General features: G+C 73.9%; 15 protein-coding genes and 3 pseudogenes. 7 read left to right on the top strand and 11 right to left on the bottom strand.

The genetic code is table 11. From position 1 onward, the window contains the following. Positions 1-64 precede the first annotated feature (64 nt). Positions 65-631: a TetR/AcrR family transcriptional regulator gene (locus tag ACFV6E_RS32110; protein WP_385177030.1), complete on the bottom strand. Its 567-nt coding sequence runs from the start codon at positions 629-631 to the stop codon at positions 65-67. Between the two features lie 139 nt (positions 632-770). Here ACFV6E_RS32110 and ACFV6E_RS32105 point away from each other — a divergent pair, with 139 nt between their 5' ends. Then, complete coding sequence (locus tag ACFV6E_RS32105) at positions 771-2,249, top strand: MFS transporter (protein ID WP_385466392.1); 1,479 nt, start codon at positions 771-773, stop codon at positions 2,247-2,249. On the opposite strand, the gene ACFV6E_RS32100 is transcribed toward ACFV6E_RS32105, so the two are convergent. From ACFV6E_RS32100 to ACFV6E_RS32090, 3 genes are all read right to left on the bottom strand, one after another. Then, entirely contained in the window at positions 2,209-2,931 is a 723-nt protein-coding gene (locus tag ACFV6E_RS32100) for a DUF1275 family protein (RefSeq protein ID WP_385177034.1), read from the bottom strand. The two genes, ACFV6E_RS32105 and ACFV6E_RS32100, sit on opposite strands and share 41 nt — an antisense overlap. Positions 2,932-3,068: 137 nt before the next feature. After that, positions 3,069-3,242: a hypothetical protein gene (locus ACFV6E_RS32095; RefSeq protein WP_385177036.1), complete on the bottom strand. Its 174-nt coding sequence runs from the start codon at positions 3,240-3,242 to the stop codon at positions 3,069-3,071. Between the two features lie 80 nt (positions 3,243-3,322). Then, complete coding sequence (locus tag ACFV6E_RS32090; protein ID WP_385177038.1) at positions 3,323-4,255, bottom strand: LacI family DNA-binding transcriptional regulator; 933 nt, start codon at positions 4,253-4,255, stop codon at positions 3,323-3,325. 231 nt (positions 4,256-4,486) lie between these two features. Between ACFV6E_RS32090 and folP the strand changes: the two are divergent. Further along, positions 4,487-5,239 (top strand): annotated as a pseudogene (gene folP / locus ACFV6E_RS32085) (dihydropteroate synthase); the annotation flags it as partial. Here the strand turns inward: folP and ACFV6E_RS32080 are convergent. Next, entirely contained in the window at positions 5,138-5,620 is a 483-nt protein-coding gene (locus ACFV6E_RS32080) for a DUF834 domain-containing protein (protein WP_385466389.1), read from the bottom strand. The pseudogene folP and the gene ACFV6E_RS32080 sit on opposite strands and share 102 nt — an antisense overlap. 204 nt (positions 5,621-5,824) lie before the next feature. Between ACFV6E_RS32080 and ACFV6E_RS32075 the strand changes: the two genes are divergently transcribed. After that, positions 5,825-6,118 carry a hypothetical protein gene (locus ACFV6E_RS32075; RefSeq protein WP_385466458.1) on the top strand — a complete coding sequence of 98 codons (294 nt, stop codon included), beginning with the start codon at positions 5,825-5,827 and terminating at the stop codon, positions 6,116-6,118. A 180-nt stretch (positions 6,119-6,298) separates the two neighbouring features. Here ACFV6E_RS32075 and ACFV6E_RS32070 read toward each other — a convergent pair. The 5 genes and pseudogenes from ACFV6E_RS32070 to ACFV6E_RS32050 all read right to left on the bottom strand — a co-directional run. Further along, positions 6,299-6,740, bottom strand: a pseudogene (locus ACFV6E_RS32070) (aldo/keto reductase); the annotation flags it as partial. Between the two features lie 147 nt (positions 6,741-6,887). Further along, positions 6,888-7,862 carry an endonuclease/exonuclease/phosphatase family protein gene (locus ACFV6E_RS32065; RefSeq protein WP_385466386.1) on the bottom strand — a complete coding sequence of 325 codons (975 nt, stop codon included), beginning with the start codon at positions 7,860-7,862 and terminating at the stop codon, positions 6,888-6,890. Positions 7,863-8,159: 297 nt separating this feature from the next. After that, positions 8,160-8,708 carry a GNAT family N-acetyltransferase gene (locus ACFV6E_RS32060; protein WP_385174450.1) on the bottom strand — a complete coding sequence of 183 codons (549 nt, stop codon included), beginning with the start codon at positions 8,706-8,708 and terminating at the stop codon, positions 8,160-8,162. 112 nt (positions 8,709-8,820) lie between these two features. Next, positions 8,821-11,328 carry an ABC transporter permease gene (locus tag ACFV6E_RS32055; RefSeq protein WP_385466383.1) on the bottom strand — a complete coding sequence of 836 codons (2,508 nt, stop codon included), beginning with the start codon at positions 11,326-11,328 and terminating at the stop codon, positions 8,821-8,823. After that, on the bottom strand, positions 11,325-12,068 hold the full coding sequence (locus ACFV6E_RS32050) for an ABC transporter ATP-binding protein (protein WP_385466380.1): 744 nt from the start codon (positions 12,066-12,068) through the stop codon (positions 11,325-11,327). The genes ACFV6E_RS32055 and ACFV6E_RS32050 overlap by 4 nt, the downstream gene beginning before the upstream one ends. A 242-nt stretch (positions 12,069-12,310) precedes the next feature. Here ACFV6E_RS32050 and ACFV6E_RS32045 point away from each other — a divergent pair, with 242 nt between their 5' ends. The 4 genes and pseudogenes from ACFV6E_RS32045 (at position 12,311) to ACFV6E_RS32030 (ending at position 15,416) form a co-directional block, all read left to right on the top strand. Then, positions 12,311-13,633 carry a sensor histidine kinase gene (locus tag ACFV6E_RS32045; RefSeq protein ID WP_385466377.1) on the top strand — a complete coding sequence of 441 codons (1,323 nt, stop codon included), beginning with the start codon at positions 12,311-12,313 and terminating at the stop codon, positions 13,631-13,633. Further along, entirely contained in the window at positions 13,630-14,355 is a 726-nt protein-coding gene (locus ACFV6E_RS32040) for a response regulator (protein ID WP_385466374.1), read from the top strand. Before ACFV6E_RS32045 ends, ACFV6E_RS32040 begins: the two co-directional genes overlap by 4 nt. Positions 14,356-14,457: 102 nt before the next feature. Beyond that, positions 14,458-14,670: pseudogene (locus tag ACFV6E_RS32035) on the top strand (hypothetical protein); the annotation flags it as partial. After that, the gene (locus ACFV6E_RS32030) at positions 14,661-15,416 is read left to right on the top strand and encodes a phosphatase PAP2 family protein (RefSeq protein ID WP_385466371.1); all 756 of its coding nucleotides are present in this window, start codon (positions 14,661-14,663) and stop codon (positions 15,414-15,416) included. The pseudogene ACFV6E_RS32035 and the gene ACFV6E_RS32030, both read left to right, overlap by 10 nt. Positions 15,417-15,461: 45 nt before the next feature. On the opposite strand, the gene ACFV6E_RS32025 is transcribed toward ACFV6E_RS32030, so the two are convergent. After that, positions 15,462-16,733, bottom strand: a complete 1,272-nt coding sequence (locus tag ACFV6E_RS32025; RefSeq protein WP_385466368.1) for an MFS transporter — start codon at positions 16,731-16,733, stop codon at positions 15,462-15,464. Positions 16,734-16,934 lie beyond the last annotated feature (201 nt).

Genomic DNA, 16,934 nt, shown 5'->3' with positions numbered 1-16,934 from the left:
GCGCTGCTCCTGAAGGGTCGTACGGCGGGGTGAGCGGGTTCGGGACGGGGCGGCCGGGCTGTCGTCACCGCCGCGTCCCGGGCTCCCGGGCGGGCAGCCCGCGCAGGAGGACGTCGAGGAAGAGGTCGAAGCGCGGCGCGCCGGGCCCGAGGTCGTGGCCCATCTGCTGGGCGCCCAGCCACTGCACGACGCCGAGACCGAAGACGTACCAGCTCTGCTCGGCCAGTTCGGCGGAGGCGCCCGCGTGCCGGAACGCCGCGATGACGCGGCTCCGCAGCAGGCCGAAGGCCTGGGCGTTGTGGCGGTGCGGCGTCGCCACGTGGGCCGCGTAACCGGGCACGGCGAGGAACTGGTCGTGCATCCGCCAGGCGAGGTCCGCGAGCCACTGCCGCCAGGTCTCGGGCGTGGGCTCGGCCGCCGGGAGGATGCGCTCGACGACGACCTCGCCGACGAGGTCGAGGAGTTCGTCGCGGTTGCCGACCCAGCGGTAGAGCGCCGAGTGGGAGACGCCCAGCCGCTCCGCGATGTCGCGCATGGTCGCGGTCCGCAGGTCGCAGCCGAGCGCGGCCTCCACGATCTGCTCACGACTCAGCCGCGCGGGCCTGCCCGGCCCGGGTGTTCTCGCGTTCACGGGCATCAGTCTACGAAGCGGTCCGGCCCAATTAGTGACCAGCGGTCTCGAATGAGTTAGGGTCACCTTGCTTATCTGCCGTAAGGGTGGCCCGTCGGCGGTCCGACGCGGCGACGCCGAAATCGAGAAGGAGCGACCGATGTGGGTTCTGGCCGGACTGACCGCCGCCGCACTGTTCGTCAAGCGCAGGTTAGGCAGGGGCGGTTCGGGGCGTCCCGCCGCGGGCGGCGCGGCGGTGCTGCTGCTCGCGACCTTCGGCGTGGCGATCGCGCAGACGATCGTGCTCGCCGCGCTGGCGGTGTTCGCCCGTGACCTCGGTGTCAGCACGACCGGCGCGACCTGGCTGCTGACCGCCTTCATGCTCGCCTCCGCCGTCGCGACCCCGGTGGCGGGCCGCCTCGGTGACCTGTTCGGCCACCGTCGCGTCATCGTCACCGGCCTCGCGCTGCTGCTGGCGGGCTCGTTGGTGGCCGCGGTGAGCACGCAGGGGGACTCCTACGCCGGTGTCGTGGCGGGCCGGGTGCTCCAGGGGCTGTCCGGCGGTGTCTTCCCCTGCGCCTTCGGGCTGGCCCGCCAGAGCGTGCCCGCCGAGCGGCTGGGCGGAGTCGTCGCGGGGCTCAGCGCCATGTTCGGCGTCGGCGGCGCCCTCGGCATGGTCGTCGCCGGACCGCTCGTCGACGTCACCGCTCCCGCGGCGCTCTTCTGGCTCGTCGCCGTGATCGCGCTCCTGGCCCTGGCCGGGATGGCCCGCGTGCCCTTCGCCGCCGCCTCGCCCGTGCCCGCGGGCCGGGTCGACCTGATGGGCGCGACCCTGCTCGCGGGCGCGCTGGCCGCCCTGCTGCTCGCCATCAGCCAGGGCCGCGCGTGGGGCTGGACCTCGCCGGGGATCATCGCGCTGTTCGCCGCCGCGGCCGTTTTCGCCGCCGCGTTCGGGCTCGCCGAGCGGCGCGTCGCGGCACCCCTGGTCGACCTCCGGCTCCTGATCGGGCCGCGCCTGCTGCCCACGAACATCGCCACCCTGGTGGTCGCCGTGGGCATGTTCGCCGCCGTCACACTGCTGCCGCTCTTCGTCCAGACGCCCACCGCCCTCGGATACGGCTTCGGCTACTCCCCGGCCAGGACCGGACTGCTGATGACCCCGATCGCCGTCTGCATGCTCCTCGCGGCCCCGCTCTCCGCACGGATCGCGCGCTCCCTGGGCGCGCGGGCCGCCTTCCAGGCGGGCGCGGTCCTCGCGGCGATCACCCTGGGCGGCCTCGGCCTGTTCCACGAGCACATCGCCGAGGTACTCCTGTGGTGCGCCTGCCTGGGCCTGGCCTACGGCCTCGCCTTCGCCTCGCTCGGCGGCCTGGTCGTCGGCGCCGTCAGCCAGGAGCAGACCGGCGCGGCCACCGGCATCAACACCATCCTGCGCACCGTCGGCGGCGCCCTCGGCTCCGTACTCGCCGCCGTGATCGTGGCATCGTCGGCGACGGCCCCCGGCCGGCCGCCGACGGAGTCGGGCTACTCGACCGCGTTCGTCGTGGCCGGTGCCATCGCGCTCTGCGCCGCCGCCGTGACCGCCGCCCGCGGCGCCGTCACCGCGCGGACCGAACCCCGGTCGCAGTCGGTGAGCTGACCGGCCGCCGGCCGGTGCGCCACCAGGTCGCGCCGAGCGCCGCCGTGACCAGCACGGCGGGCAGCACCGGGGTGCTCCAGCTCAGCCAGCGGTGCGCCGCCCCTTCGGCGAGCGCCCCGGCGACCAGGGTGAGCACCACGGCCGCGTCACGCGCCCGGAAGGCACCCCGGGTCACGAGCGCCGTGATCGCGGAGGTGACCAGCCCGGTCAGGTAGCCGGTGGTGACATCGCTGCCGGCGGTGACCCGCACGCTCCCGTTCTGGCAGCCCAGCGCGATGGCGAGCACGAAGAGCAGCAGCGTACGCAGACCGGTGCCCGGCTCCTGGTGCGAGGCCGGCCAGACGCCCGCCGACAGCCACAACAGGGCGGTCTCCAGGGCCAGTCCCGCGCGGATGCCGCCGGCCGGCAGGCGCCCGCGTCCGGCCGACACCAGGCCGCCGGCCGCCGCTCCGAGACCGTAGCCGAGCAGGGCGAGGGCGACGGGGCCGACGGCGGCGAGGGAGCCGCCGCCCAGGCGCAGGCCGAGCAGGACGGAGTTGGCGGTGACCACGCTGGTGAAGACGGAGCCCAGGGCCAGGAAGCCGAAGGCGTTCGCCGCACCGGCGGCGAGCATCAGCAGACGCCGCACGGCCGCGCGGTGTCCGGGCCAGGGGTGCGGGGCGGCGTCCGCCGGGTCCGGCATGGCTCCTCCGTTCCGTTGTTCCGTGCCGGCCGGCAGGGGCCGGGACGGCGTGGGCAGGCCATGTCCGTACATCTTCGGACGGCCCGGCCCGATCACCGGCGTGCGGCACGCGCGGAACGCGCGCCGACCGGTTCGCGCTACGCAGGGCCGGTGCGCAGGGTGCGCAGCACGCCGTCGAAGAGGGCGTCGCCGCCGGTGTCCCGCGCGTCGCTCACGGCCCGGTCGGCGACGACCTTCCGATGCGTGCCGTGGGCGTTGAGGAACAGCTCGCGCTTGCGCCAGAGCCGGCCGTGGTCCGGGCGGTAGGTCATGGTGAGGACCTCGCTCCGGCGGCCCTCGACCTCCGCCTCGGAGAGGACGGAGCCGGTCCTGACCGCTACCCTCCGGCCGGTCAGACCGAGCCGCGTACGACGACCCGTGCGGGCGGCGGGCGCAGCCGGCCGGTGCCGAGGCCGAGGGCGAGCCGGGCGCTGAGCCGCCCATGGGCCTCGGCGTCGACGGAGACACTGGTCAGCGTCGGTGTGGTGTAGACCCCGTACCCGTTGTCGTCGAAGCCGATGACGGCGATGTCCTCCGGTACGCGGCGGCCGAGGTCGCGCAGCGCCGCGAGGACGCGGAGGGCGACGTCGTCGTTGAAACCGGCGATCGCGGTGACCTGGGGGGTGTCGGCCAGGAACGTCCGGACCGCCTCGGCGCACGCGGCCGGATTCAGCGGGGTGGCGAACGAGTCCGGGACGGGTACGCCCAGATCCCGCGCCGCCTGCCCGGTGAACTTCAGGCGGGTCGCGGCGAGCGGCGACGCGGAGTCCGGCAGCGCCACCGCCACGTGCGTGTGGCCGTGCTCCACCAGGTGACGCAGCTGCATCGCCGTATGGGCGGCGAGACCGTCGCGCCAGCCGCCGCCCATGTCGTCGAGCTCGCGGCCGGTCAGGTAGGTCTCGCCGAAGCGGATGACGGCGCGCGGGGCGATGGCGTCGAGCACCTGCTGGGTGGACTGCGGGGTGTGGTGGCCGTGCCGGACCAGGAGCACATGGTCGTGGGCGGCGAGCTCGGCGTCGAGGCCGGCGATGTAGCTGCGGGAGTAGTGGCCCTCCAGGCCCGCGTCGATGTTCAGCACCACGACACGGGAGGAGCCCTCGCGCAGCGCGCGGGCGACCCCGTGCGGCACATAGCCCAGATCGCGGGCGGCCTGCTTGACCCGGTCGCGGGTGGCGGCCGAGATCGTCTGGCGGGGGTCGTCGTTGAGGACGAAGCTGACGGTGGCGCGGGAGACGCCGCTCGCCGCCGCGACGTCGTTCAGCGTGACTCTTCCTGAAGCGCCCATCACCCCTGCTCCGATGCGGTCGTACGCGCCGCGCCCCGCTGCGGGACGGCGCGCCGCCATTCTACGAAGCCAGTCACCCGGGTCATCCCGAGGCGCTCGAAGCGCCTGCTGGAACGACCGCCGGAACGGCTACTAGAACGATTTAGTTTTAGCGTGTACCTTGCTCGGCAGATCGATCCGGCGCGGCCGGAGTGCGGGCCGGTGGCCCTGCGGCACAGGAGGAGGGGTGGCATGTTCGAGCGGTCCGGCAGATGCCCGGTGATGGGCATCCTCAACGTCACCCCGGACTCGTTCTCCGACGGCGGCCGGTACGCCGACACCCGGCGGGCCGTCGAGCACGGCCTGCGGCTGGCAGGGGAGGGCGCCGATCTCGTCGACGTCGGCGGGGAGTCGACGCGCCCCGGTGCCGAGCCCGTACCGACGGCCGAGGAGTGTTCCCGGGTGGTGCCGGTCGTGCGGGAACTCGTCCGTGCCGGAGTGCCGGTCAGGGTGGACACCATGCACGCCGAGGTCGCCCGCGCCGCGGTAGAGGCCGGGGCCTGCCTGGTCAACGACGTCAGCGGCGGTCTGGCGGACCCGGCCATGGCGGCCACCGTCGCCGCGGCGGGAGTGCCGTACGTCGCCACGCACTGGCGGGCGCCGAGCCGCGACATGGACCGGCACGCCCGCTACGGCGATGTGGTGGCCGAGGTCGTGACCGAACTCCTCGCCCGCGTGGACGCGCTCACCGCTGCCGGGGTGGACCCCGGGCGCATCGTCCTCGACCCCGGCCTGGGCTTCGCCGAGCGCGCCGGCCATGACTGGCAACTCCTCGCGCACCTGCGCACCTTGCGGGCCACCGGGTTTCCCGTCCTGGTCGGCGCGTCGCCCCGCCCGACACGGTCAGCCGGTGCCTCGTTCCGCGCCGTCCGGCCACACCACCTCGACGTCCACGCCGTGGCTGCGCGCGTACGCCACCAGGTGGGCGGTGGCGTCCCGGCCGTCGGACGCGGTGCCGTCCCAGATCGCCAGGACGTGGGCGCAGGACCGCAACAGCCGTTCGTCGGTGCGCACGCAGGCGTCCCGGTCCGCGGGGTCGTACTCGAGCAGCCGTACCTGCTGGGACAGGAGCAGCAGTTCACCGGCCGCCTGCTGGTCCCGCTCCCGCAGCAGCGCGGGCACCTGGTTCAGCGTGGGCACCACGGCCACCAGCGCCAGCCCGGTCCGCTGCGCGGCCCGCCCGAAGGCCACCGGCAGTCCCTGGCCGACCCGGACCAGGCCGGTCCGGCCGGTGCGGGCCCACCGGGCGAGCCGGGCGCGCAGTTCGTCCTCGAGCAGCGCCAGGGTCCGGGGCGCGAGATCCGCGTGCCCCACAACAGCGATCACCGTCGGCAGTCCTTTCCGTCCGTCCGCTCACCGCCTCCGGGCTCACCCTTCCACCGCGGCCCCGACGGGTCACAGGGGCCGTTCGGCCCCGGGGCCGGGCTGCTCGGCCCCGTCGGCGGGGCACCGGTACGGGCCACGCCGGCCGACAGAAATCGAGCGGCGATTCGATCCATGGATGGCGCGGTTCCGGGTACTGGGAGGCGCATGGCACCGAACACCGATCACCAGAAGTCCGTGCGGGCCGAGCGGCAGCTTCGCCGGATCCGATCCTTCTACGCGGCGGGCGTCCTGCTGTGGGCGGCTTCGAGCGCCTGGACCGGATGGAAGCATCCCGGCAGTACCCAGATGTGGGCGTGCGCTCTCTTCACGGTCGTCTTCGCTGGGCTGCTGGCCATGGCGTCGGTGTGGCTGCGCCGCATAGAGGCCACCGGAGCGGGCCGGGCCAGGCATCACGCCGCCCCCAGGCACAGGACCACGATCCGCCACGTGAACGCCTGACCCGGGGCGGGAGACGAGGCCCGGCCCCGTCGCCCGGCGCGAGCGTTCCCCGGGCCGTGCCAGTACGTCGTACGGGTGCGGCAAGGAACGCTCGCTCGCCGAGGTCAGGCGCGCCTCCTGCTCCGGCGTCAGCTCCCGGCCGCAGGCGCCCGGATCGTCCGTCAGCTGCAGGAGGTTGTGGAGCGGCTCCAGACAGACGAACGGTTCCCAGCGGTTGAACCGGGCCACGTCGAGCGCCTTCTGCAACTGCGACGGCGTCACACTGCTCGCGCCGAGATAGCGCACCTTGCCGTCGCGTACGAGGGTGTCCAGCGTCGACAGGGTCTCCTCGATCGGCGTCTCCGCGTCCCACATGTGTCTGGTAGAGGTCGATGTAGTCCGTGCCGAGGCGGCGCAGGCTGCCCTCGACGGCGGTCAGGATGTGCTTGCGGCTCAGGCCAGACGCGTTCCCGCCGCCCTCGCCCATCGAGCCGAACACCTTGGTGGCGACGACGAGTTCGTCACGGTTGCCGCGCGACTTCAGCCAGCGGTCCAGTATCTCCTCGGACACGCCCTGCCCGTAGATGTCGGCCGTGTCGACGCTCCCGCTGTTCCATGGCTGCCGTCCCCCTTTCCTCGCCACCGACGCCCGCCGGCGGCGGCACGAATGACTCACGCATCACCGCTGACGCCACCCAAGACGTGAAGGCCGGCAAGGGCAACGCATTTCCAGGACCCGCCCGCAGGGCAGGCCGGCGTGCTCATCAGCAGGTCAGCGGGGCGCGCTCGGTCAGTCCAGGGTGACCCGGGCGACGACCGGCAGGTGGTCGCCGGCGGTGGCGGGCAGCGTGCGGATGTGGCCGACGGTCGCCTCGCGGGCCATGACCTGGTCGATGCGGGCCACGGGGAAGACGGCGGGGAAACTGAAGGCGAAGCCCCTCTCCGCCGTGTTCAGCCGTGAGGTCAGCGGAGCCAGGCCGCGGTCGTCCACGGTGCCGTTGAGATCGCCGAGCAGGACGACCGGGCTCAGCCGCTCGGCGGCGACGGCCCGGCCCAGCAGACCGGCGCTCTCGTCGCGCCGGGCGGACGCCAGACCGCCTGCCCCGACGCGGACCGAGGGCAGGTGGGCGACGTACGCCGCTATGTCGCCGTGCGGGGTGTGGACCACGGCGCGCAGCCCGCGGTTCCAGCTCCCGGTGATGGAGCGGGGCTTGATGTCCACCGGCCGGGCGTCGGTCAGCGGATGCTTCGACCAGAGTCCGACGGTGCCCCGGACGGCGTGGTGGGGGTAGCGCGGGGCGAGGATCCGCTCGTACACCGCCAGGGCCGGGGGCACCAGCTCCTCCAGGGCGATGAGGTCGGGCCCGGCGTCGGCCAGGACGCGGGCCGTGCCCGCAGGATCGGGGTTCTCGTCGCTGACGTTGTGCTGCACCACGACGAGGTCGTGCGGACCGGGCCCGGCCTCCGGCACGAGCAGCCCGCCGAAGAGGTGCGTCCAGGCCGCCACCGGCAGCAGCAGCGCCAGGAGCGCGGTCGCCGAACGGCACAGCAGCGCCAGGACGAGCAGTACCACGACCACCAGGCCGAGCCACGGCAGGAACGCCTCCAGCAGACTGCCCGGACGACCGACGGAGTTGGGAACCGCCCGGTGGAAGGCCAGGAGTCCGGCGGTCAGCACGGCGAGCACGGAGAGTACGGCGGGCACCCGCCCCCGCCCCCGCTGCCGTGCCCAGGCCGGGCGGCGCTGCCACGGGTCCCGCCGCATGCTCCCACCCGCAGCCCGGGGCCCGGAAGCCCACCGCGTCCACCGCGTCCACCGCGTCCAGCGGTCCACTGCCGCCTTTCCCTCCACCACGACTCCCCATCCGCGCGCCGTCAGCTCCCGGCCTGCTGACCTGGTGATCTGCCGGCCTTCTGGCCAAGACGGGCCCTGAGCGGAATCAGTTCCGGCAGGCCCGCTCCGGTGTGTCCTGGTGGACGACCGTGATGTCGCCGGGGCCCTGCGCGCAGTCCCGGCGAACCACCCCGGCCGCCGGACCCGCCCCGGCCGTCGGACGCGGGGTCAGCCCCAGCCCTTCAGATGCGGCTTCCAGTCCTGGGCGAGGAGTCCGAGTACCGCCTCGTCCAGGAACTTGCCCAGCACCCAGGCCGAGGAGCGCAGCACGCCCTCGCGTACGAACCCGTTGCGCTCGGCGGAACGCAGCATCGCGGTGTTGTCCGCCAGCGTCTCTATCTGGAGCCGGTGCAGACCGCGTACGAGGAAGCCGTAGTGGCACAGCACCGCGACCACGTCGGTGCCGTACCCCTTGCCGCGGGCGGACGGCAGCAGCCCGAGCCCGATGTGCGCGGACCGGTGGTGCGTGTCGATGCCCCACAGCGTCGCGGTGCCGACCAGCGTGCCGCTCCCCAGGTCCACCACGGAGAACGGGACGACCCCCTGCGCGGTGTCGTCCACCCTGAGCCGCGCATCCTCCTGACCGGGCGTCATCGGCCGCCACGGCCGGCCCTCGGCCCGCGAGCCGTTGACCACGTCGTCGTAGAGCTCGCTCCGCAGAACCGGGATGTCGTCCTCGTGCCGGGCCCGCAGCCCGACCTTGTCGCCCTTCAGCATGCCAGCTTCCTATCCGACCGGCCTGACCAGCGGCAAGTCTTTTACGGATCACTCGCATCGGGCGACGGCGGCGGCGACGGCGGCGGTCAGGTCGTGGCGGCGTCATGGTCGGCTACTCGGTGCGCAAGGCCGTCGCCGTCCGGCTGCCGGCGGCCCAGCCGGCGGGCAGGAGCGCGCCCAGCGTGGCGATGAGCAGGCCACCGAGCGCGAGGGGGAGCAGCTCGGCCACGTGGTAGACGGCGAGGACGGAGTCCGGCAGACGCAGCCCCACGCTGTCGCCCATCGCGGGCAGCACCCAGCCGTGCAGGGTCACGCCGAGCGGCACGCCCAGCGCGCCCGCGACGAGTCCGGTCACGGCGACCGAGGTGAGGACCATCGCGACGGTCTGCCGGGGAGTCATGCCGAGCGCCTTGTGGACGCCGATCTCGCGGACGCGCTCGCGGGTGTCGAGCAGTACGCCGTTGAGCACGCCGAGCGCGGCGACGGCTACGAGCATCAGCGTGAGGATCGCGGACAGCGCGTTGAGCGTGACGACCATGTCGCCGCCCGCACCGAGCCCGCCGGTCCTGGCGGTGATGCCGAGCGGTGCCAGGTCCTTGTTGAGCGCGGCGACGTAGGCGGAGACGTCGGTGCCTGCCGCGACCGCGATGTGATGGCTCGTGTCCGTCAGGTCGGGGCGCGCGGCCGTGAGGGTCGCGGCGTCGGTGAAGAGCTGCATGCCGTTGTTGCGGGGGTCGAGGACCTCGCCGACGATCCGGACCGTGACCGGCTCGGCCAGACCGTTGAGGGTGATCCGGTCGCCGACGCGGGTGCCGGTGGCGCTCAGGAACGGGGTCGGGACCACGGCCTCGCCGGGCCGGCCGATCCAGCGGCCCGAGACCATCGTGTAGCCGCCCCAGGAGGCGTCGCCGGTGAAGGCGACCACGTCGACGGTGCCGGTCAGACCGGACACGGTGGCCCGTACCGTCGCGGCCCGGTAGTACTTCCCGGTCCCGGCGGCGGCCTCGACGACCGCGGCGACGGCGTCGGGGTCAGGGTCGGGGCCGGCGCCGGACTGCGTGGCGGCCTGCGACCCCGACTGTTCGCCGGACTGTTCGCCGGACTGTTCCCCGGACTGATCGCCGGGCTGCGATCCGGGTTGCTTCTCGGGTCCGGTGCCTTCAGAGACTCCGGCACCTCCAGGGCTTCCGGCACCTCCGGCATTTCCGGCACCTCCAGGGCTTCCGGGGCCGAAGTCCGGCAGCGGCGCCGGTACGACGACGTCGGCGACGTCGTGTGCCTTGGCCTTCATCACCTCGTTGAGCGAGGCGCCCATGCCCACGGTGAACGTGACGGCGACGGCGCCGAACAGGATCGCCGTGCCCATGGCCAGCGCGCGGGCGGGCCGGGCGAAGGGCCGGACCAGGCCCAGCGCGACCGGCTGCGGCAAGGGCAGACGGCCCGCCAGCCGGGCCGCCCACCGGCCGCGCCCCGACGCGGCGCCGCGCCCCACGGCGAGCGCGTCGACCGTACGCAGCCGGCCCGCCCGCCAGGCGCTCGCCCACGCGGTCGCCGCCACCAGACCGAGCACCCCGGCGGTCACCGACAGGTCGACCGAGGGAGCGATGGCCAGGGACGAGGTGCCGTAGACCTCCCCGGTCTCGGCCAGTACGGGGACGGCGAGCAGGTGGCCGGCGAGGAGCCCGAGGACCGTGCCCGCGGCGGCCGGGATCAGCGCCTGGCCCACGTAGGCCCGTACGACCTGGGCCGGGGTGAAGCCGACGGCCTTGAGGACGCCGATGCGGCGCGTGCTCGTGCCGACGGCCGACGCGACGACGTTGCCGACGATGAGCACCGACATGACCAGACCCAGGGAGCCGAACGCGATGAGGAACGGGACGTAGAGGGCGGTGTCACGTTCGGCGGTCCGCTTGACGGTGAGCCACGACTGCCGGCCGACGGCCGCCTCGGGCGGCAGCGACGCGGTCACGGCCTTGCGGCCCGCGGTGATCCGCGCGGCGGTGCCGGCGCCGGCGAAGCGGTAGAGCATCTGGTAGCCGCCACCGCCGGGCGCGGTGAGCGCCGGCATCTGGGCGGGGACCACCCAGGCGTCCGCGGTCTGTGTGACCGAGCGGGCGATCCCGACCACCGTCAGGGTCGGACCGCCGGACAGCTCGGGAAAGGTGACCTTCATGCCCAGGGTCGGGATGAGCGCGGCGTCGGCGGACAGGACGATCTCGCCGGAGCGGGTGGGCCACCGCCCGTCGAGCAGGGCCACCTCGTCCACGTCCCGGCCGGGACCGCCGCGGCCGGCCACGGTCATCGGCCACTGGGGTCCGGCCCCGTCCGACCGAGGGGTCACCGTCGCCGTACGGAACGGCCCGGCCGCGGCGCTCACCCCTGCGGCGTCCTCGGTCCTCGCCAGCTGACCGGCACTCACCTCGCCCGCGTCGAACTCCATGGACAGATGCGCGCCGTGCTGCCGGGCGAAGGCGTCGCCGAAGGGCGCGCCGGAGAGGACGAGGAGCGAGCCGCCGAGGACGGAGGCGGCCACCGCCATCATCGTGGCGAGGCCGATCACCAGTGTCTGCACCCGGCGTCGTCCGACCCCGGAACGCACCACCTTGCCGAGCGCGTTCATCGGACGGCCTCCGAGGCGAAACCTTCCGAGGCAACGGTGCGCGGGGCGGCGCTTCGTGGGCGGCCCGCGTCCTCCTCGGTGACCCGGCCGTCCGCGATCCGGATCGTACGGTGCGTGCAGGAGCGGGCCAGGGCCAGGTCGTGCGTGACCACGACGATGGTCTGCCCCTCGGCGTTGAGGTCGGTGAGCAGGGCGCTGACGTCCTGTCCCGCTGCCGTGTCCAGGGCCCCGGTCGGCTCGTCGGCCAGGAGCAGCGGCGGCCGGTTCATCAACGCGCGGGCCACCGCGACGCGTTGCCGCTCGCCGCCGGACAGCCGCCCAGGGTAGGCGCGTGCGTGCCGGTCGATGCCCAGCAGTCCGAGGAGTTCAGCCGCCCGGCGGTCCGCCTCGCCGCGCGGCGTTCCCGCGAGGCGCGCGGGCAGCGTGACGTTGTCGCTGACGGTCAGATCGTCCAGCAGGTTGAAGAACTGGAAGACCATGCCGATCTTCGACCGCCGGTAGCGTGCCGATCCGGCCTCGTCCAGCCGGTCCACCCGCACCCTGTCCACGGTGACGGTCCCGGTGTCGGGCCGGTCAAGGCCCGCGATCAGGTTGAGCAGCGTCGACTTGCCGCTGCCGGAGGGGCCGAGGATCGCGACGGCCTCGCCGCGACGCACGGTCAGCGACGCCTCGTGCAGGGCGGGCGGACCGCCGTCGTAGCGGCGGCTCACCTCTCGCAGTTCGATCACCGGCTCGGTCATGAAGGGCTCCTTGCACAAGGGAAGTCGATTGCCTGGACGGCATACGGGCAGTTGACTGCGTGAACGCTAGGAGCGGACCCGGCCCGCGCACGTCGCCCGTCCGGACCCATTCCGGTATCGCGCTCGGAGGAACCCCGGGCATGTCATCCCTGGGATGTAGGCGGACGGTGTATCCGGTGCGGCGGGAATGATCGCCGGGGCGGACTCCACGGGTCCGCGCGGGCGGCGACAATGAGCCGGTGATGGACGTACGTACGACGTGGGGGCGGTTGCGGGAAGCCGTCCGCCGGACGGTCCCCGACGCCGGGCTGGCGAGCGGGCCGCCGCCGCGACTCACCCGGCGCGCCTGGCAGTTCGACGCCCTTGTGGCACTGACCCTCGGCGTCGTCACCGTCTACTACGGCATCGACAACGCCGACAACGTCGTGGTGCGGGAGATCGCGCCCGGCGTCATGACCGTCGAACCGCGCCCGTCGGGGCCGGGCGGCCTGGCCTTCATGGTGACCCTCGCGGCCGTGGCCTCGGGCGCCCTGGCGCTGCGCCGCCGCTACCCGCTCGCCGTGCTGTGCGTGGTGACGGCCGCGACGCTGGCGACCCCGCACAGCGTCATGCGGCTGACCTTCTACGCGTTCGTCATCGCCGTCTACAGCGCCGCCGTGTACAGCCCGTACCGGGTGGCGACCCTGGCGGCGCTGCCGGTCTCGGTCGTCCTGGTCGGCACCTCGGGGAACTCGGTGACACCGATCGTCCCCAACGAATACATCGCCCTGCTGATCCTGATCCCGATGGCCGTGGCCGCCGTCGGCCTGCGGACCTGGAAACTCCGCACCGACGAGGGCCGGACCCGGCTCGCCGCCCTGGAACGCGAGCAGGCCGAGGCGCTGCGCCGGGCCGTCGAGCACGAACGGGCCAGGATCGCCCGTGAACTGCACGACGTCGTCACGCACAACGTCAGCGTGATGATCATCCAGGCGGGCGCGGCCCGGAAGATCATGGAGACCTCGCCGCGGCAGGCCGGCGAGGCGCTGCTCGCCGTCGAGGCGGGCGGCCGGTCGGCCATGACCGAACTGCGCCACGTCATGGGGCTGCTGACCATGGCCGACGAGGGCGAGGCGGCGGGTGCGGACACGGACGGCGGTACGGGGCCGGCGGTGACGGCGGCCGAGCTGGCCCCGCAGCCCGGCCTCGACCAGTTGGAGACACTGGTCAAGCGGGTACGGGACGCCGGGCTGCCCGTCGAGCTGACCGTGACCGGCCCGCCCCGCCCGCTCCCGCCCGGACTCGAACTCGCCGCCTACCGCGTGGTCCAGGAAGCCCTCACCAACACCGTGAAGCACGCGTCCGGCGCCAGCGCCGCCGTGACCGTCGAATACGGTCCGGAACGGCTGCGGGTGGAGGTCAACGACACCGGCGGACAGCCGGGCGCGGGCGCGGCCACCGGTAACGGCCGGGGCCTGATCGGCCTGCGCGAGCGCCTGGCCGTCTACGACGGAACCCTGGCCACCGGCCGGCGCCTGACCGGCGGCTACCGGGTGGAGGCCCTGATCCCCTTGGAGACACCGTGACCGAGCCGCTGCGCGTACTGCTCGCCGACGACCAGACCCTGGTCCGCACCGGATTCCGGATGATCCTCGGCGCCGACGGCATCGACGTCGTCGCCGAGGCGACCAACGGCACCGAAGCCGTCGAAGCGGTCCGCCGCACCCGCCCCGACGTGGTCCTGATGGACGTGCGGATGCCCGAGACGGACGGCCTTGAGGCCACCCGCCGCATCCTCACCGGCGCCCCGGGCGAACCCCGCGTCATCATCCTGACCACCTTCGACCTCGACCAGTACGTCTACGCGGCACTGTCCGCCGGGGCCAGCGGCTTCCTCCTCAAGGACGTCACCCCCGAGCAGCTGACCGCGGCCGTCCGTACGGTCCGTACCGGCGACGCCCTCCTCGCGCCCAGCATCACCCGCCGTCTGGTGCAGCGCTTCGCCGGGGGCGACCATCAGGACGGCACCCGGCGCGGCGGCGAGCCCGCCGCGCTCCACCGCGACCTCGCCCCGCTCACCCCGCGCGAACTGGAGGTCCTCGGTCTGCTGGCCCGAGGGCTCAGCAACGCCGAACTCGCCGGCCGCCTCCACCTGGCCGAGACGACCGTCAAGACGCACGTCGCCCGCATCCTCGCCAAGCTCCAGCTCCGCGACCGCGTCCAGGCCGTCATCGTCGCCTACGAGACGGGACTGGTCAGCGCCGGGGAACGCGAGGCCGCGGGGCGGTCCGCCGCCGAGCGGGGGTAGGCACCCATGTATCCGTGCTCGACATGTGGTCGGCGCATGACACGCCAACAGCCGTCCCTGACGGAACCGCAGTACTTCATCCTTGCCGCGCTGATGGACGCTGTCGCGACGGTCGCGGCCGTCCGCACGCAGGCGCTCGTCGTCCATCCGAACGGGTTCACGCAGTCCCTGCCGAGCCTGGCCGTCCTCCTTCTCCCGGCCGCGCCGCTCCCGGCCCTGGCGATCGCCGCCCAGCGCCGGCAGCGCCAGGCGCTCGCCGAACAGGAGAGCCGCCCTCGTATCCGTATCCGCTCGCGATCCTGGCGGTGTACCTGACCGCTGTCTGCACCCCGTTCGGGCAGCGGGCGGAGAACGCACTGATCAACGGGAACGGCGCCGGACCGGCCTGGATCTACGACTGGTCGGGGACGGCTTACGACTCGCCCGCCCTGCCGCCGCTGGACGACACCGCCACGCCCACCCTGATCGCGGGCGTCGCGGTCATCGTGGCCGTCACCCTGGTGCGGCAGTGCCGGCGGCAGGGCTGCGCGGCGGCCGGCGTCGTCATCGGGACGCTCGGCGGCGCGGAGGTGCTGAGCAAGCTGCTCCTGCCCCGCCCCGATCCGGTGCACGCGCCCGTCCGGCTCACCGACCCGAGCTTCCCGAGCGGGCACGTGGCCCTCCCGGCCGGACGGGCCCTCGCCGCGCCCCTCGTCGCGTCTCCCCGTACCCGCCCCTACGTCACCGCGGTCGGCACGCTGTGGCTCGCCGTCACCGCCGCCGCGGTCCAGGCCGTCTACAGCCACCGGCCCAGCGACGTACTGGGGGCCATGCTGCTGGCCTGCGCCTGTCACGGCCTCGCGGTCCGGTTGCTGCCACCCGCCGCCGTACCGGGACCCACACCGGGCCCGCGCGCTGCCGGTCGCCACCCTGGCACTGTCGGCGGCCGGTGCGCTCGCCGCCGGCGCACGCGGCGACTCCGTCACGCAGTCGCTGGTCTTCGCGGCGGCGGCCTTCCTGTGTGCGGCCCTGCTCGTGTACACGGGGCTCGCCCGCACGGGCCGCGCGGCCGGACCTGGTGAGGTCCGCGACGACCGGCTCGATGCCGGCCGTCCGCACGGGGCCCGTCACGCGGCCGGGGCCTGAGTCCCCGGCGGGGCGGGGAGCGTCCGTCCCAGGCGGGCGAGCGGGGACAGGGCCATCAGGGCCGGTGACAGCAGCATGCCCGCGGCCGCCACCAGCAGGCTGGTGCGCGTCCCCCACGCCTCCGCGAGGAAACCGCCGAGCAGCGAGCCGAGCGGGGTCAGTCCCAGGCCGGCGAAGTTGATCGTCGCGGCCACGCGGCCTTGCAGCTTGTCCGGGGTGGAGGTCTGCCGGACGGCCATGACCGTGACGTTCACGAGCTGGCCGAAGGTCCCGAAGACGAAGTTGACCGCCAGGAGGGCGGGGATCGTCACCGCCGGGGTGCCGTGCAGCGCGGGCACGAACAGGAACACACCGTCGCCGAGCACGGCGGCGGACACGAGCACGGCACCGTGTCCGAACCGGCCGGGCAGACGGGCGGCCAGCAGCGACCCGAGGAGCGCGCCCGGCCCCGTCGCCGCGAGTGCCAGCCCCACGGCCGTGCCCGACAGGTGCAAGTCCCGCGGCAGGAACAGCAGATAGACCGTCATCACCGCGGCGAAGGAGAACTGGAAGGCGGCCGACGCGAGGCACACGGTCCGCAGCGGGACGTCACCGGCGACGAAGCGGAGGCCCTCGTGGATCTGCCGCCAGATCCGCGGGGGGCGTGCCGAGCGTGCCGGGACCGCTTCACGCTCGCGTTCTCGTCGGATCCGCCGGATCGACAAAAACGACAGCGCGAAGAACGCCGCGCTGGAGGCGGCGGCGACCGGCGCCGACAGCACGGACACCAGGGCACCGCCGAGGGCGGGACCGCCGATCTGCGCGGCGGACCGGCTGCCCTCCAACGCGCTGTTGCCCCGCACCAGTTGGCCGCGGTCCACCAGCCGCACCAAGGACGCCTGGTACGCCACGTCGAAGAACACGGACAGCGCCCCGACGGCGAAGGCGACCACGAGCAGCGCCGGCAGACCGAGCACACCCAGAAGACCGGCGACGGCGGCGGCGCCCAGCGCCAGGGCCCGCCCGGCGTCCGTCAGCACCATCAGCGTGCGTGTCCGCCACCTGTCCACCCAGGCTCCCGCGAAGAGCGACAGCAGCAGAATCGGCGTCTGCCCCACCGCGCGCAGGACGCCCAGCTGCCCGGCACCGGCGTCGAGTGTCAGGACGGCGAAGAGCGGCAGTACGACGAGACTCGAGTGTTCGCCCAGTTGCGAGGCCGTCTGCCCCGCCCAGAGCCGACGGAAGTCATCGTTCCGCCACAGACCTGACGACACAGGGACCTTTCCAAGGACCGAGGACGAGACCCGCCGGCCGGTGCGCCACAGGCGCACCGGCGATGTCAGGCAGCGGGATGGGAAGGCTCGCTGTGCCGCGCGTCAAAGGCAGCACGCGATGACAGGCCGCTCACGGCCTCAGACGTCAACGCGTGCTCGGACGACCGACCTCGACCATGTCTTCGCTCCTCGTGAGTCACA

The sequence above is a fragment of the Streptomyces sp. NPDC059785 genome (assembly GCF_042732375.1).
Taxonomy (GTDB): Bacteria; Actinomycetota; Actinomycetes; order Streptomycetales; family Streptomycetaceae; genus Streptomyces.
Note: the sequence above shows the minus strand (reverse complement) of the source record. Positions and strands in the feature narration are given on the sequence as shown.